Annotated in this window: 15 protein-coding genes, 1 other RNA gene and 5 pseudogenes; 7 read left to right on the forward strand and 14 right to left on the reverse strand. The window is 39.7% G+C overall.

All coding sequences use genetic code 11. From position 1 onward, the window contains the following. The first annotated feature begins 1 nt into the window (after position 1). Positions 2-424, forward strand: a complete 423-nt coding sequence (locus AC01GB_RS12845; protein WP_474452119.1) for a hypothetical protein — start codon at positions 2-4, stop codon at positions 422-424. A 1,031-nt stretch (positions 425-1,455) separates the two neighbouring features. Here AC01GB_RS12845 and AC01GB_RS12850 read toward each other — a convergent pair. The 6 genes and pseudogenes from AC01GB_RS12850 to hypA all read right to left on the reverse strand — a co-directional run. Beyond that, positions 1,456-2,102: pseudogene (locus AC01GB_RS12850) on the reverse strand (sigma 54-interacting transcriptional regulator); the annotation flags it as partial. Between the two features lie 4 nt (positions 2,103-2,106). Next, a pseudogene (locus AC01GB_RS12855) lies at positions 2,107-2,247 on the reverse strand (hydrogenase expression/formation protein HypE); the annotation flags it as partial. Next, positions 2,244-3,365: pseudogene (gene hypD / locus AC01GB_RS12860) on the reverse strand (hydrogenase formation protein HypD). The pseudogenes AC01GB_RS12855 and hypD, both read right to left, overlap by 4 nt. Then, complete coding sequence (locus AC01GB_RS12865) at positions 3,365-3,643, reverse strand: HypC/HybG/HupF family hydrogenase formation chaperone (protein WP_474452121.1); 279 nt, start codon at positions 3,641-3,643, stop codon at positions 3,365-3,367. Before AC01GB_RS12865 ends, hypD begins: the two are co-directional and overlap by 1 nt. Beyond that, positions 3,634-4,506: a hydrogenase nickel incorporation protein HypB gene (gene hypB, locus AC01GB_RS12870; RefSeq protein WP_474452122.1), complete on the reverse strand. Its 873-nt coding sequence runs from the start codon at positions 4,504-4,506 to the stop codon at positions 3,634-3,636. Before hypB ends, AC01GB_RS12865 begins: the two co-directional genes overlap by 10 nt. A 9-nt stretch (positions 4,507-4,515) precedes the next feature. Beyond that, positions 4,516-4,860, reverse strand: coding sequence for a hydrogenase maturation nickel metallochaperone HypA (gene hypA / locus AC01GB_RS12875; RefSeq protein ID WP_474452123.1), 345 nt, complete (start codon positions 4,858-4,860; stop codon positions 4,516-4,518). Between the two features lie 339 nt (positions 4,861-5,199). Between hypA and AC01GB_RS12880 the strand changes: the two genes are divergently transcribed. From AC01GB_RS12880 to AC01GB_RS12895, 4 genes and pseudogenes are all read left to right on the forward strand, one after another. Then, positions 5,200-5,502 carry a hypothetical protein gene (locus AC01GB_RS12880; protein ID WP_474452124.1) on the forward strand — a complete coding sequence of 101 codons (303 nt, stop codon included), beginning with the start codon at positions 5,200-5,202 and terminating at the stop codon, positions 5,500-5,502. A gap of 92 nt (positions 5,503-5,594) precedes the next feature. Next, positions 5,595-6,164: pseudogene (locus tag AC01GB_RS12885) on the forward strand (4Fe-4S dicluster domain-containing protein). 36 nt (positions 6,165-6,200) lie between these two features. Next, complete coding sequence (locus AC01GB_RS12890; protein WP_474452125.1) at positions 6,201-6,677, forward strand: hypothetical protein; 477 nt, start codon at positions 6,201-6,203, stop codon at positions 6,675-6,677. Beyond that, positions 6,671-7,081: a proton-conducting transporter transmembrane domain-containing protein gene (locus AC01GB_RS12895; protein WP_474452126.1), complete on the forward strand. Its 411-nt coding sequence runs from the start codon at positions 6,671-6,673 to the stop codon at positions 7,079-7,081. Before AC01GB_RS12890 ends, AC01GB_RS12895 begins: the two co-directional genes overlap by 7 nt. A 115-nt stretch (positions 7,082-7,196) precedes the next feature. On the opposite strand, the gene AC01GB_RS12900 is transcribed toward AC01GB_RS12895, so the two are convergent. From AC01GB_RS12900 to smpB, 5 genes and pseudogenes are all read right to left on the reverse strand, one after another. Beyond that, positions 7,197-7,670: a hypothetical protein gene (locus tag AC01GB_RS12900; protein WP_474452127.1), complete on the reverse strand. Its 474-nt coding sequence runs from the start codon at positions 7,668-7,670 to the stop codon at positions 7,197-7,199. Positions 7,671-7,751: 81 nt separating this feature from the next. After that, on the reverse strand, positions 7,752-8,093 hold the full coding sequence (locus tag AC01GB_RS12905; protein WP_474452128.1) for a hypothetical protein: 342 nt from the start codon (positions 8,091-8,093) through the stop codon (positions 7,752-7,754). A 244-nt stretch (positions 8,094-8,337) separates the two neighbouring features. After that, positions 8,338-9,350, reverse strand: a pseudogene (locus tag AC01GB_RS12910) (phage integrase central domain-containing protein); the annotation flags it as partial. Positions 9,351-9,547: 197 nt separating this feature from the next. Continuing rightward, positions 9,548-9,910, reverse strand: a transfer-messenger RNA (tmRNA) gene (ssrA, locus tag AC01GB_RS12915). 57 nt (positions 9,911-9,967) lie between these two features. Further along, positions 9,968-10,450 carry an SsrA-binding protein SmpB gene (gene smpB / locus AC01GB_RS12920; RefSeq protein ID WP_474452129.1) on the reverse strand — a complete coding sequence of 161 codons (483 nt, stop codon included), beginning with the start codon at positions 10,448-10,450 and terminating at the stop codon, positions 9,968-9,970. Between the two features lie 157 nt (positions 10,451-10,607). On the opposite strand from smpB, the gene AC01GB_RS12925 reads away from it, so the two are divergent. Together AC01GB_RS12925 and AC01GB_RS12930 are read left to right on the forward strand one after the other, a co-directional pair. Next, a complete protein-coding gene (locus AC01GB_RS12925) occupies positions 10,608-11,042 on the forward strand; it encodes a type II toxin-antitoxin system RatA family toxin (protein ID WP_474452130.1) in 435 nt (144 codons plus the stop codon). Continuing rightward, positions 11,035-11,325 (forward strand): RnfH family protein, encoded by a 291-nt coding sequence (locus tag AC01GB_RS12930; protein ID WP_032114780.1) that lies wholly within the window; start codon positions 11,035-11,037, stop codon positions 11,323-11,325. The genes AC01GB_RS12925 and AC01GB_RS12930 overlap by 8 nt, the downstream gene beginning before the upstream one ends. Positions 11,326-11,424: 99 nt before the next feature. Here AC01GB_RS12930 and bamE read toward each other — a convergent pair whose 3' ends face one another. From bamE to nadK, 3 genes are all read right to left on the reverse strand, one after another. Further along, positions 11,425-11,784, reverse strand: coding sequence for an outer membrane protein assembly factor BamE (gene bamE / locus AC01GB_RS12935; RefSeq protein WP_474452131.1), 360 nt, complete (start codon positions 11,782-11,784; stop codon positions 11,425-11,427). Between the two features lie 113 nt (positions 11,785-11,897). Next, entirely contained in the window at positions 11,898-13,541 is a 1,644-nt protein-coding gene (recN, locus tag AC01GB_RS12940) for a DNA repair protein RecN (RefSeq protein WP_474452407.1), read from the reverse strand. Positions 13,542-13,645: 104 nt separating this feature from the next. Beyond that, positions 13,646-14,545 (reverse strand): NAD(+) kinase, encoded by a 900-nt coding sequence (gene nadK / locus AC01GB_RS12945; protein ID WP_474452132.1) that lies wholly within the window; start codon positions 14,543-14,545, stop codon positions 13,646-13,648. Positions 14,546-14,579 lie beyond the last annotated feature (34 nt).

The raw sequence follows: 14,579 nt of genomic DNA on the forward strand, positions 1-14,579 counted from the left end.
TATGAATGTTATTCCATTATTACGCTATAACTATGATGATACTGCCGATATTAGTCTACAAGATGATATTGTTCAATTATCAAATATTAAAAGAAATAATATTAGTTTTAATTTTATGGGTTATGTTATTGAATATGAAACGATTGTTGAGATTGTCGATAAGTTTTATTCAAAGGATATTAATATACAAATCCATTTATCAGTGGCAGAAGACACCAGAGAAGTCATTACGGTATGGGTTCCTACAGGTATTTTTTCTGCTCAACAGATACAATTATTGGCAAAAGAATTAGGAGATATTCCAGATGTTTACGAATCTAGTCAATTAAATCAAGGGTATTTGTTGGTAAAAGAGGTTGACCCAATACAATATATCCGTTCTGTTAGAGGTAAAGTTCTTTATATTGTCGATAATAGAAATTAACAAATTAAATGAAAATAACTGAATGTTTAATATAAGAAACCATCAAATCTTTATCTGATGGTTTCTTATATTAAAGGTTTTATTAAATAAATTTAATAAGATATGTAAATAAATATAAAGCATTACTGGATATTAATTATCTTGCGTAAATTAGCTAAACTTTATTGCAAGTCTTTTAAAATCAGCAGTTAATCAATGCTAAATTTATCCTGCGTTATTTCTAGTGTTAGGAATATCAGGGCATAAGTCATGATCTTTGTTACAATCAATATCCTCGGTTTTGTTACTGCTAGTTATAAGGTTATTAACCGTATTTGCGAATAGTAAACTTTTTCAGGAACTGCTCGACACTAGTGTTGGCACATATAACGTAGAATAGTAATAGTGTTATAGTGATGAAAATTCGAAGAGGTATTTTCATAAATTATTCTCATAAAAAATTAAATGGTTATAATATTTTATGAATTATTCTCTGAATTTGCTTACCAGTGAATACTGAGTAATAAGGCAATAAAAAAGTAAGTAAAATAGAAAATCACGCTATTTAATTTATAAATTATCGATGTTTTATCTACATTAAATTACAATTTTAATCCTATCACATGAACCGCTTGCCTTACTTTGCCATTAATCTTTTCGATACAATTTTACCCCCCTCTTTTGCTGCTGTACAGTGAATGTACTCTTTGTTTGGATGCTAATTGGCAATGAAAAACAGCAGAAATTTGATAACAGAGAGCAATAAGTGTGTTATTAAAAAATTTCATCAATGACCTCAACTATGAAGTGATAAAATTAATATTAATAATACGCTCACAATTTAACATTTCAATAATATTTTAGTTGGTTAAATTTCAACAATCGAAGAATAATGGTATTAAGTTAGCTATTATTAATAGCTAGACGAAATGGCATGCAATTTGTTATGACTTATCATATTGAAGTTAAAAGGCAAAATAAGTTTGCTACGGATTGTTGTTTATATTGCTGTAAGATTGATGAACGGCCTTAATTGTTAAACAAAAATAGCATTAGAAAAGGTTATTTTTATCAATACCAAGGCGCTTCATGTGTGATAATAATGTTGTCCGTTTTAGCCCCAGTCGTAGCGCTGCGCCTTTAGGGCCGGCAATAACACAGTTTCTTTTAGGACACGGATAATACGTTGATACACATCTTCTACAGGATGAAATTCACTATTTACGCTCTTTACCGGAATTTTTGTTTCACTGGCATTGAAATCCATTTCCGCTAATGAGAGCTGAAATACATTGCCTCGTGTCAATAAAACGACACGTTCAATCACATTTTCTAGCTCTCGCACATTTCCAGGCCAATCCATTTTACTTAATAGCTGTAAAGTTTGCGCAGGAATGCTGTCAATATTGCGTCCGAGGTGGTTGGCAATTTTAAAAGTAAAAGCTTTCATCAGTAATGGAATGTCTTTTGGCCGCTATCGTAATGGGGGCAGATAGATAGGAAAAACATTCAGTCGATAATAGAGATCGGCCCTAAATTCACGATCGGCAACCATTTGCCTAAGGTCACGGTTAGTGGCGGCAATAAGACGTACATCTGTGTGAATGAGCCGGTTACCACCCAGGCGTTCAATTTCTTGTTCTTGTAATACCCTCAACAGCTTAGGTTGAAGTTCTAGTGGCATATCGCCCACTTCATCGCTGAGTCAATAGATGCAATGGGATCCGAGCCTGATCTTCTTGTTCATTGAGTAAGGGGTTGGCAAAGGCTTGGATAAAAAGCTGATTGATGAGTTGCTGCATAGCTTGCCCACCACTACCACGGGCGAGAGTCACCGTTTTCATATTTGATACTCCTGAGAACGATACTGATACCAAGCACTGCAAGCACCTTCGGACGAAACCATCAAGGCTCCTAATGTATTTTGGGGATTACATTGTCGGCCAAAATGTGGACATTGCGCAGGCTTACAGCGCCCGGTTAGTACTTCGCCACAATAGCTCTGTGGATCATCGTAATCCTCAACTGGAGATAAGCAAAAATGCTGCTCAGCATCAAATTGCTGGTATTTAGCGTTAAGGTAAACGCCGGAATGTTCTATCATACCAAGTCCACGCCATTCGCTAGCTCCCTTAATGCAGAATACTTGTTTCATTATTGCCTGTGCTTTACTATTTCTTGTATCAGGTACTACACGGCGATACTGATTTTCTACCCGACTATCGCCGGCTATTTTTTGTTCAATTAACATTAATACACCTTGTAGCAGATCAATTGGCTCAAAACCTGCGACAACAAGCGGGCGTTGATATTTTGTGGCAAATAAAGTTGTAAGCGTGAATACCAATAATCATACTAACGTGTCCAGGCGCTAAAAATGCATCAATACTATTATCAGGTTGCTGTAATAAATTTTTTAGTACCGGGATCACGGTTATATGCTGACAAAAGAAATAAAAGTTATCAATGTTAGCGGCTTCTGCTTGTTTTATGATAACAGCGGTTGTTGGCATGGTGGTTTCAAATCCGAGACCAAAAAGTACTACTTTTTTGGTCAGATTTTGTTGGGCAAGTTTTAGCGCATCCATTGGTGAGTAAATAATACGTATATCTGCTCCGCCAGTTCTGGCTGCTAGCAATAAGCCATTTTTCCCCGGTACGCGCATAGCATCACAAAAGTGCAGAATATGACTTGCGGTTGGTTGGCAATTTCCAGGCAGCTATCTATACGTGCCATCGGCAGTACACAAACTGGACAGCCTGGGCCATGGATAAACTCGACATTTTTCGGTAATAGTTGATCCAGACCAAATTTAAAAATAGCATGGGTGTGCCCGCCGCAAACTTCCATAATGCGAAAAGGTCGTTGCTCGCTGTATGGCAGATGTCTGGCTCGTTGGTTAAGGATCTCAATTAGCGGCATTACTTTTTGTCGAGTGCGATATTCATCAACGAAACGCATTACCTTTTCTCCTCACCATATAGCAAGATACCAACATCGGGTTCTAGGTCGTACATATTTTGCAATGCCGCCAGTGTGTCCAATGCTGCATGTTCATCGATCACGTTCATGGCAAAACCAACATGGACAAGCACCCACTGGCCAAGGCGGCTATTACCATTTTCGTCGTATTTCCCGACTAGTGTCAGGTCAACATCACGTATCACCCCACCGATCGCTACTCTGGCTAACATGCTGTCAGTTATTTGACTAATTTTGCCAGGAATACCTATACACATCGCTGCTTCTCCAACCACGCTAGCCAATTTTCCATGCCCTGACCAGTGGTCGCTGATACCACGAAAATTTCAATTTCTGGATTCACTTGACGGGCACTAGCTAAACATTTTTCCACATCAAAATTAAGATGGGGCAGTAAGCCCACTTTATTCAACAACATCAATGAGGAGGCTGCAAACATATGCGGATATTTGAGTGGTTTGTCTTCGCCTTCCGTTACCGATAATACGGCCACTTTGTGATGTTCGCCTAAATCAAACCCGGCAGGACATACCAAATTGCCAACGTTTTCGATAAACATAATACCACCTTCAGCAAGAGGAAGTCGTTGCATGGCATCAAAGATCATCTGTGCATCAAGATGACATCCTTTACCGGTATTCACCTGAATAGCAGGGGTACCTGTGGAGCGGATCCTTTTTGCGTCGTTAGTAGTTTGTTGATCGCCTTCAATCACTGCGCAAGGAATGTGATTTTGTAACTGCTTAAGTGTTTCTGTCAGTAGGGTAGTTTTGCCTGAGCCTGGACTGGAAACCAGATTTAATGCTAGCTGCTTGTTGGTCAGGAATTGACTGCGGTTACGCTGCGCCAATCGGTTGTTTTTGTCCAGTACGTTAATTTCAATTTCCAGCATTTTTCGCTGACTTAAACCGGGTGCATGGGTGCCAGCTTCACCTTGTCCATAATCCAGTTTACCGCCTAGGAAAGCGCTAGTAAGAAGACTAGTTTTATGAACTGCTTTTATTTGTAATGATTGGCGCGGCGCAGGAGAAAATGGTGCGCTGCGAAAAGCAGAATGTGGGTTGCGTTCATCGCCTTCAATATATTGTTTGCCTTGTTCGCAACCGCAGATGGTGCACATGGTTTACTCCTATTCTATTTCTAGCCGCATGATTTGTAGTCCATCATCCGCAACAATATGGAGATTATGGCTATTACAGTTGGGACAGAGCCTGACACGATGGGTTAATAGTTGTATGTATTGCTTACATTTACGACACCAGCATTCTGCTTGCTGTTGTTCTAAATGAAGTTCACAACCTTCAGCGACAGTATCCTGGTAGACTAACTCAAAGCAGAATTGCAGCGCGCTGCTTTCTATACAGGCAAATGCACCAATTTTAAACCACACTTGGGTGACCCGTTTGGCGTTGCTTTGTGCTACTTGTTGCTCAATAAGTTCTAATGCCTGCTGGCAGAGGGTTATTTCATGCATAAATCCTCCATCGTCTGTTTGCATTGATTAATGCAATATGGATGCCAGTGCATAGCAATAGCATGCTTTTTATTGGCATAAATGGGAGGATTAAAAAAGCGCTATCTAGCGGTTATATCGCTGGCAAACTTATTTTGTTGCTAGGAATTATCAAAGAACAAATAAGCAGAGAAAGGGTCGCGAGGAGCTGCTGACATTTCATATCGATAATGTCTAAATAACAACATAATTGGGCTGGTTTTGGTTGTTTTATTATTTAATTATATGAAATTAAAATAATTATATTTTGGCATGAGATCTGCTTAGTAAAGTTATTTTTTATAAATTGAGTCAATCACTATGCGCTTTTCACAATTAAGTCAGAAAACTGATGTTATGACTGAACACGCTCTTATGCGTTTGGTTCCAAGCTATTACTACTGTAGCGGTTATATTAGACGACAATTGATCTCCGTTGCAAAAACAGAGCTCCATCTATTTATCTTTTGTGGTCTCTGGCAGGGATTAATTTACCGTTTATTTGCTGGCATTTTGATTCTTATCATCGCGCTATTCGCAGCTATTAGTCATACTTTGCCGCATATCATTGAAACCGGCGAAGCCTGGCCAGCTTTGTTGTTATCAATAATTATGTTTAGTTAGCTTACTGCGGCCTAAATAGGTTATTGGAGAATGTTGAAAGTGACTATTTTGGCACAGTTTCGTCAAAAATGACTATCACCACGGGATCACCGGTGAATCGTTTTGTTATTGCTGACTCTACGCTTTGCATTGGCTGTCGTACTTGTGAAGCTTCTTGCTCGGAAAATCACCGCATACAAGGGCTACAAACACAAGCGCGTCTTAAAGTGATGCGAAATGAAAAGAGTCTGCCCCCAACTTTGTCACCAGTGTGAAGATGCGCCTTGCGCACAATTTTGTCCAGTTAATGCCATTAACCGCATCAATAATGCTATTCAATTAAACGAAAGTTTGTGTGTTAGTTGTAAATTGTGCGGTCTCGCATGCCCGTTTGGTACTATCGAATTTTGTGGCAGTCGCCCACAGGGTATTCCTACTAATAGTAATACGCCAATTGCCCCGCCTGCACCACCGGAACTAGCTCGTATTAGTCAGTTTTTAGACTGGATACGGGGGTTCGTGCCATCGCCGTTAAGTGTGATCTGTGCTATTTCGATCAACGAGGTCCGGCTTGTGTCCGTACTTGCCCGGCTAAAGCGCTACGTCTGGTTGATAACCATAGTATTGCCAACGCCAATAAACGTAAGCGTAAGCTGACTATCCAGATGGAGTTAGGCGACTGACTTGTCGTTAATGAACAGCCAAAATGGAGGGCTGTAATGAGTGTCGAGATATTGTTTAACACGGCAATTTTTACCTTTGTTATAAGCGGTTTATTAGCCACATTACTGCTGTTCAATAAGCTGTTAAGTGGTTTAATCGCTGGGCTTGGTGGTGTTTTAGCTAATCTTGCAATGCTATTGGCCGGCGGACAAGTGCTTTTAGGCATTGTCAGTGCCAGCGATTTTATGTCACCTATCGGTAATTGGTCACTAAATATCACCGCACTTAATGCATGGTGGCTAGTTGTTTTTGGCTTACCAGGAATTTTTATCAGTTTGTTTAATATCAGTTGGCATCGACATGATGAAATGCAAGCTAATGGGTTGTTAGTCAATTTATTGTTGGCTGCCGCAACCTCGGCGGTGGCTGCGGGTCATCTTGGTATGTTGGTGATGATGGCAGAAATTATGACGCTATGTGCGCTGTTTCTAACTGGTTGCCATCAATCGAGTAAAGTGTGGTTTGTGTGCTAGGGCGGCTTGGTACTCTGCTACTGGTTATTATGTGCGTCATCATCTATCGAACTTATGGCACCTTAAATATCGCCCAGTTGCGTCTGCTAATGGTAACGCTATCAATGAGTAGTGGAATCTGGTTGTTGGTGCTGATTGGCTTTGGGTTATTAGCCGGTATTATTCCTCTGCATGGTTGGGTTGTGCAAGCCCATACTAATGCTCCTGCGCCAGCTGCCGCGTTATTTTCTGCTGTGATCCTAAAAGTTGGCGTCTATGGCATTGTGCTGCTTTCGTTACTCAGTGCGACATTCCCATTATGGTGGGCAATTATCGTGTTATTGCTCGGTATGATCACGGCATTTGCTGACTTACGCAACTGTATGAAAACCTACCTCAGAAGCGGGCAGGCGTGGCGGGGATAGCATTGCGCGCCAATGAGGCATGTTAATTTTATTTGGTCTTTAACACAAATGATTACTTGACACATACCATTGGTAGCCTCGCACGTGGGTCACGTAGAAATCAATTAGTTTGGAGCTACTTTGTTAGTTGCCCCAAAAAATAATAATCACTTGATCGTATCTGGTCCTTACTGAGAAATGCTGATTTGTAATCAATCATTGAACTAACGATGGCACAGCCTCCGCCAATAGCCGCTAATATGCTACCTATATTTGAAGGCAACACTCCAGAGTAAAGCCCAAAGGCTACAGCTCCAGAACCAAAAATTAATTTATCACGAAAATTATTTCTCTTTTTTATTTGGTAGTCTTTTAGTTTTTTATTAATTAGATTTATTTCAGGTAAAACTGTATTTCTAAGAGTTTCAGGGAAATATTCTTGTTTTTGCTTCAGGGCGTCGATTAATAATTTATTTAATTTATCTCTGTAAACTTTAAATGATTCATCCTCTCTTTCTCTCAGTTTTAATATTTCCAATGGGTCTCGACAATGAATGGTAGGTAAGTAATGATTTACTGATTGATTGAAGGTGTTAGCATTTATAGACATTGTCTCAGCGTTCAGTTTGCCAGTAATTTTAATTTTTTCTTTGTTATCGAGTAAAAGTGATGAGTTGTAGAAGTGCGAAATTCACTCTTGTTCAATTATGTCGTTCACCAAAGGATATACAATTGATTGAAGAATATTTTCTTGTTCTATTTCCTCGCGGGAAAATGTGTGCTTAGTATTTTTTTCTGCCAATTTTCTAAGGTGTTTAGATTTTGGTTTTTTATAAAAGTGTAGATGTGTGCTCCCGTGGTCGATAATGTTTCCTTTACCAAGTATTTCAATGAAAATCTCACTATTATCAAATTTATCAAGTGAGATAGTGCAGTTTGATAATAAATGGTCATTAAAAATAGCAGTTAACTCTTGTTCTTTTCTAAGGATTTTCTCAGCTAATGGTTCGTGATGATGAGAACATAGTGTCATATACCCACTTGAGTATTTTATAATCCCTAGGGAGAGGTAGGGTTTCAAGTAAAAGTATTGATAGAGCGCTGTTAAAAGTTCTGTCTTTATATGGTTAATATGTAAGTCATCCCATGAAAAATAAAGTGGCTCAAAAGGATTGTTAATATATATTACATCAGCATATAAAGATGCGAAAGAAACTAACTCATCTAGTTTATGGAGACGACAATCTAAACTAGCACAGTTAGTTGCCCCTCCACTTGGATGTGCTTGCTATGGAACGCAAGCCATGGGCTACAAGCTTTCCACTATAACCAATTCGCTTAAGCGCAGCATTAGCTGTTTGGCTATTCATCGGCTGCTTTGGATTATTCCTACTTGGGAACACATGTTCTCGATGGGCACTAATAGGTTTCATTGCTTCCAAAATTTCTAATGGCTGAAGTGATAAAGGAACTCATGTTTAGCCTACATCTGTTCGGCAGGAATGATCCATAGCTTTGCATCGAGATCGATCTCTGCCCATCGGGCACCGGAAGCCTCAGATGGTCGCACGAGTGTGAGGAGCTGCCATTCAATCAGGCAGCGAGTCGAAACGGAGAGGTTTGACATAACCAAAGAGCGCATGAGTTTTGGCAATTCTTCTGGCCGCAGCGTCGGCATGTTTTGCTTTTTGGGCTTCTCAAAGGCCATTCGAACACCGGATGCTGGATTGGCATCAATCAGACCAGTGTTTACGGCATAAATCATTATCTCGTTAATGCGCTGCACCAGTCGGCGCACTGTCTCGAGTGCTCTACGTGCTTTGATTGGCTCAAGGGCTTCAACCAGTGTTCGGGCTTTGATTTGTTGGACAGGAATCTCACTGATGGCTGAGAATACGTCTTTTTCCAGTGAGCGCCATATATCTTTAGCGTAATCAGGGGTAAGGCTTTTGCTTTTGAGCTGGAACCAGTTAGCGGAGACCGTCCAAAAAATGCTGTCCAGAGCGATTTGCTGCTGTTCCTCTACTACCTCGGCCTAAACCTGAGAGTTCGATGTCATTAGCCAGTAAGGCTAGGTAATCAGCTCTTATCCCCCGCGCATCAGCAAGTGAAAGGGCGGGGAAAGCACCGAGCTCCATTATTGTCCGCTGATAGCGAAAACGCCAGAGTTTCTTGCCGCTGGTTTCCACTATCAGGAAAAGCCCATCGCTATCATGCGGCGTCAGATCCTTCTCTAATGCTTTAGCGCGCTGAACTTCGGTGTTGGCAGGGGCCGTGTTATCTGTGCCACTATGGCCGATTCTTCATGAATTGGTATACGCTCTTAGGTATACATCCTACCGTATACCTAAGAGCGTATACCAATAATCACTGGATTTAGCTGGATGTTCTCGGACAACGACAGACACAAAAAAGCCTGCAGGGCTTGCGCCGTACGGGTTTTTAGGACTTCATCGGATGACTCTGGTAATCACCGATGGAGAATTTTGGTGGAGCTGGCGGGAGTTGAACCCGCGTCCGAAATTTCTACATCCTAGGTACTACATGCTTAGTCTAGTCTTTACATTCGCCAGCTAGCTGTGGACAGACACACTACTAACAGACTAGCCTGATTAAGTTTAACGCTTCAACTCCAGGCTAGGCATCCACGCGATCTCTTTTAGGTTTGACCTCTCTTGATCCCCGTCCTAAGAGCCGAGGCTAGGGAGAGAGGGCTCTGCGCAGGTTATTAAGCTGCCAGTGCGTATTTATCGTCGTTTGCGACTATTTTTTGCGGTTTTTTACGAGGCCAACCGCCCCTCGGCATGCACCTTGGGTTTCGCAAATCCCGTCGAATCCAGAATCAGCCCCAAGTTTATTACTTCAATTATATCAGAAAAAAACTTAATAATGCTAGCACTTAGGTCATTATCGACCTGCGTTTTTCATAATTCTCGCTTTGTCTAACTTCCATTCGCGATCTTTAATGTCAGAACGCTTGTCGTGCTCTTTTTTACCCTTGGCGACACCAATTTTGACTTTACACCAGGCATTTTTCCAGTAAAGGGATAATGCTACCGCTGTGTGGCCTTTGCGATTGATTTTACCAAATAGCGAATCTAGTTCACGCTGATTTAGCAATAACTTTCGGGTGCGCATTGGATCACAAACCACATGGGAGGAGGCTACATTTAGCGGGGTAATTGTTGCACCAAAAAGATAAGCTTCACCCTCTTTCAGTAAAACATAACTGTCGCTAATATTGGCTTTACCTGCGCGTAGTGCTTTGACTTCCCAACCCTGCAAAGCTAATCCCGCCTCAATTTCTTCACTGATGAAGTATTGATGGCGTGCGCTTTTATTTAACGTAATCGTTGCCGAACCGGGCTTGTGTGCTTTTTTCTTTGTCATAATTGGCGATTATACTGTATGTATAAATAAATGGCACGGTAAGGATCTATTATTTGGTGTTAAGTGAGCATTTATTACACTAAGTTGTCGTGCAGAATTTTTATTTAAGTGTATATCAATGTTATTATTGTTTCTTATTTATTTGGTGAGAATGGTTATGACGCAAATTAGTCGATCTGCATTAGTGCCTTATAGTGCGGAGAAAATGTACAATTTAGTTAATGATGTAGATTCATATCCACAATTTTTACCAGGTTGTGTGGGCAGTCGGGTGCTGAATCATGTTAATAATGAAATGACTGCGTCGGTTGAGGTTGCTAAAGCGGGTATTAGTAAAACTTTTATTACCCATAATATATTGCAAGATAATAAGAGTATTCAAATACAGTTGGTAAAAGGGCCATTTCGTAAATTAATGGGTAATTGGTTATTTACACCTTTAAACGAAAATGCCTGTAAAGTGGAATTATATCTTGATTTTGAATTTACTAATAAATTGATTGAGTTGGCTTTTGGTCCGATTTTTAAAGAGCTGGCTGGAAATATGGTGCAAGCTTTTACTCAACGTGCCCACGAGGTTTATCGTGGTTGAAATAAATATTGAGGTGGTTTATGCATTGCCAGATAGGCAATTTCTGTTGCATGTCAAGCTAGCAGAAGGTGCGAGTGTTGAAGAGGCAATTATGCAATCAGGTATTTTGTCACTTCGAGATGACATTGATTTGAGTAAAAATAAAGTCGGTATTTATAGTCGACCGGCTAAATTATCCGATATCTTATCTGATGGTGATCGGGTTGAAATTTATCGTCCATTACTTGCTGATCCGAAAGAGATACGTCGTAAACGGGCAGAAAAAGCCAAACAAAAATCTTAATAACCTGTTTGTAATGAGCTAGGTTGACCGCCAATTTAAATGTCGCCTAATTGGCAGTCTATTAATATTTAAATAAATATTAATAACGTGATGTAGCATCTACATAAGTGTTGATGCTTTTTGTGCTGCTAAGGCATCGTTATTTTTAATGTCAACTAAAATCCCATTGCGATCAAAAGTGAGTGTTAGTGTTTGCTGTTTAACTTTTTCATGTCCAGGCTGTTGACGGAAAATATAATACCAAACTTGCTGGCCAAACGGTTCCTTTAGCATTGGTGTTCCTAATGTATAGGCTACTTGCTGTTGCGTCATTCCTTTTCGGATTTTTGCAACATCACTGGCAGAAAGATAGTTGCCTTGATTAATGTCAGGACGGTAAACAAGCCGTTCTGCTATAGAACAACCCGCTGTTAAAACAACAACAGACATAGCCGCAGCAATTAACAGTTTACAACGCATGGTCATATATTCCTTTAAGAGTCAGAATATCGATAATAATCGACATTGATGAAATTGAAAACCTTTCCTCATTTTTCTATGACCTATACTATACAATAAAGTTGAGGATGTTTTTAAGTAGCAAGTAGATCTTTTGCGCTAGCCAGGATGTTTTTTGTTACTTCACTACCACCCAGTAAACGGGCAATCTCTTGTAAGCGAGTTTTTTTATCTAATAATTGCATTTGTGTTTCTGTTTCACAGCCATTGGTCTGTTTACTCACATAAAAATGGTGATGTCCACAGGCTGCAACTTGAGGTAAATGGGTAACACACATAACTTGAGTTGACTTGCCTAATTCACGTAACAATTTTCCAACCACCGCGGCGGTAGCACCGCTAATACCCACATCAACTTCATCAAAAATAAGTGCGGGAGTATCCATTTTTTTGGCTGTAATGACTTGTATGGCCAGCGCGATGCGTGAAAGTTCTCCACCTGAAGCAACTTTTATTAATGCTTGATGTGGTTGCCTAGGATTGGTTGTCACGTTGAACTCTACTTGGCTTGCTCCATCAATTTGTAAATGTTCAGGATTAAAATTTACATCAACCGTAAAATAGCCATGAGGCATTGAAAGTTGATGCATACTGTTGGTGATTAATTGACTTAATTCACTGGCATATTGTTGCCGTATTTGATGGAGTTTGCCGGCTATTTCTAATGCATATTGATGTTGAACTTCGACCTGACTAGTTAAGTGGTCACAATCATCTTGCTGCTGATTTAGTTTTTCTTGTTCTGCCAGTAGTTGTTGGTGTAATTCAAACAATAATTCGGGCGCAACCCGATGTTTACGGGCTAAATTGACATATTTCGCGATGCGTTGTTCTAATTCGAATAGTTGTCTAGGATCTAGCTCCGTTCGATCACCATAATGACGCAATTCATTACTCACTTCATTAATTTGGATCGATGCCTCTTCAAGCATATCAAGTAAATGACTGAATTGATTACTAACAGAAGCAAGCTCATTAATTTCTTGCTTTACATGATTTAGCATACTGATAATATTTTGTTCCTCATTGTCATTAAGAATTTGTAATGCATTTTGACTCAAGGAAAGAAATTGTTCACGATTTGCTAGCTGTTTATACTCTTGCTCTAATTTTTGATATTCATCAGCTTGTGGTATCAATTCACCCAATTCTTTAAGATGATATTCAATAAGTTGTTGGCGCGACAGGCGTTCAGTTGCTTGTTGTTGAAATTTCGTTAGTTCTTGGCAGCTTTGATGCCAATTTTTCCAGGCCGATTTCATTTCAGCCAAGAGAGTGGTTTGGTTAGCGTAAGTATCCAACAGAAATTTTTGATGCTGATTATCTAATAATAATTGGTGAGCGTGCTGGCCATGTATTTGAATAATTAACGTCCCTAGTTCGCGCAATTGTGATAAGGGAACCGCTGTGCCGTTAATAAAACCACGTGATCGTCCATCAGCAGTGATGGTTCTGCGTAGCAAGCATTCATTATGGTTATCTAACTGATAATTTTTAAGCCAATCTTGCGCTGAAGGAGTATCAGTAAGAGAAAAATAGGCACAGATATCGGTACGAGAAGCACCAGGGCGAACAATATTGGTATCCGCTCGGTTGCCTAAACATAAACCTAATGCATCAATTGCAATTGATTTGCCAGCCCCTGTTTCACCGGTAATAGCACTCATACCAGGATGAAAATCAATTTCTAGTTTGCGGACAATGGCAAAATTATTGATGGTTAATTAAATAAGCATGTGCTTCTCCTGTATGTAAAAACACAACTGTTAATAAATACAGTATAGGATGGTTTTTTATACAGTAAAATGGTAATTAAAAAAAATTAAAAGGTTTTCTTTGACCAACCTAATTTTGAACTTAATGTATTGAAATAATTATAATCTTTTAGGTGGATGAGATTAAGTTTTTTATTACTTCGTTTGATTAATACTTCATCATCATCTTGGATAGGTAAAATAATTTGGCTGTCACAGCTGATTTCATAATTGATGTTTTCTTGTCTAAATTTTAATTTAATACTACTATCGCTGCTGATGACTAATGGACGCGATGAAAGGGTGTGAGGGAACATAGGGACTAGCGCGATAGCCTCAAGATTTGGAGTGAGTATCGGGCCACCGGCAGAGAGTGAATAAGCGGTTGAGCCAGTTGGTGTAGAAATAATTAGCCCATCGGAACGTTGAGAAAAGGCAAAGCGATCATCAATATAAACTTCAAATTCAATCATGTGAGCCACTTTGCCGGGGTGCAAAATGACCTCATTAATTGCCGTACTCATGCGAGGTTTGTGATTTTTTTTGCTGATTTGAGTTTCCAGTAAGAAGCGTTGTTCTTCATAGAAATGGCCAGCTAATACTTTTGTTAGCTGTTGTAGCGCGTTATCTGGCCCAAGATCAGTTAAAAAACCAAGGTTACCGCGATTGATGCCAATAACTTTATTTTCATAGCGTGATAGAACACGAGCTGCGCCGAGCATATTACCGTCACCGCCAACAACAATAATTAAATCAGCTGTTTTACCAATTTCTGTTAATCCACCAATGGTGGCATTTTTTAGTTTAAGCTGTTGAGCAATTTGTCGTTCAACAATAACTTTATATTTTTGCGCTCGTAGCCAATTATAAAGTTGTTCATGAATTGCCAATGCCTCTGGATGTCGAGGATGACCAACAATACCAATATATTCAAATAATGCCTTTTTTGCTGCTTTTCCGGTCAGCATGGTTTATTTCCTCTTATCAAGTTGGCGTGTTCTC

It is taken from the genome of Candidatus Arsenophonus phytopathogenicus (assembly GCF_056113345.1).

Bases quoted from the DNA above. Each gene is read 5' to 3' on its own strand.
- AC01GB_RS12845 (WP_474452119.1), top strand. From the start codon at position 2: ATGAATGTTATTCCATTATTACGCTATAACTATGATGATACTGCCGAT.
- AC01GB_RS12865 (WP_474452121.1), bottom strand. From the start codon at position 3,643: ATGTGTATAGGTATTCCTGGCAAAATTAGTCAAATAACTGACAGCATG.
- hypB (WP_474452122.1), bottom strand. From the start codon at position 4,506: ATGTGCACCATCTGCGGTTGCGAACAAGGCAAACAATATATTGAAGGC.
- hypA (WP_474452123.1), bottom strand. From the start codon at position 4,860: ATGCATGAAATAACCCTCTGCCAGCAGGCATTAGAACTTATTGAGCAA.
- AC01GB_RS12880 (WP_474452124.1), top strand. From the start codon at position 5,200: ATGCGCTTTTCACAATTAAGTCAGAAAACTGATGTTATGACTGAACAC.
- AC01GB_RS12890 (WP_474452125.1), top strand. From the start codon at position 6,201: ATGAGTGTCGAGATATTGTTTAACACGGCAATTTTTACCTTTGTTATA.
- AC01GB_RS12900 (WP_474452127.1), bottom strand. From the start codon at position 7,670: ATGTCTATAAATGCTAACACCTTCAATCAATCAGTAAATCATTACTTA.
- AC01GB_RS12905 (WP_474452128.1), bottom strand. From the start codon at position 8,093: ATGACACTATGTTCTCATCATCACGAACCATTAGCTGAGAAAATCCTT.
- smpB (WP_474452129.1), bottom strand. From the start codon at position 10,450: ATGACAAAGAAAAAAGCACACAAGCCCGGTTCGGCAACGATTACGTTA.
- AC01GB_RS12925 (WP_474452130.1), top strand. From the start codon at position 10,608: ATGACGCAAATTAGTCGATCTGCATTAGTGCCTTATAGTGCGGAGAAA.
- bamE (WP_474452131.1), bottom strand. From the start codon at position 11,784: ATGCGTTGTAAACTGTTAATTGCTGCGGCTATGTCTGTTGTTGTTTTA.
- nadK (WP_474452132.1), bottom strand. From the start codon at position 14,545: ATGCTGACCGGAAAAGCAGCAAAAAAGGCATTATTTGAATATATTGGT.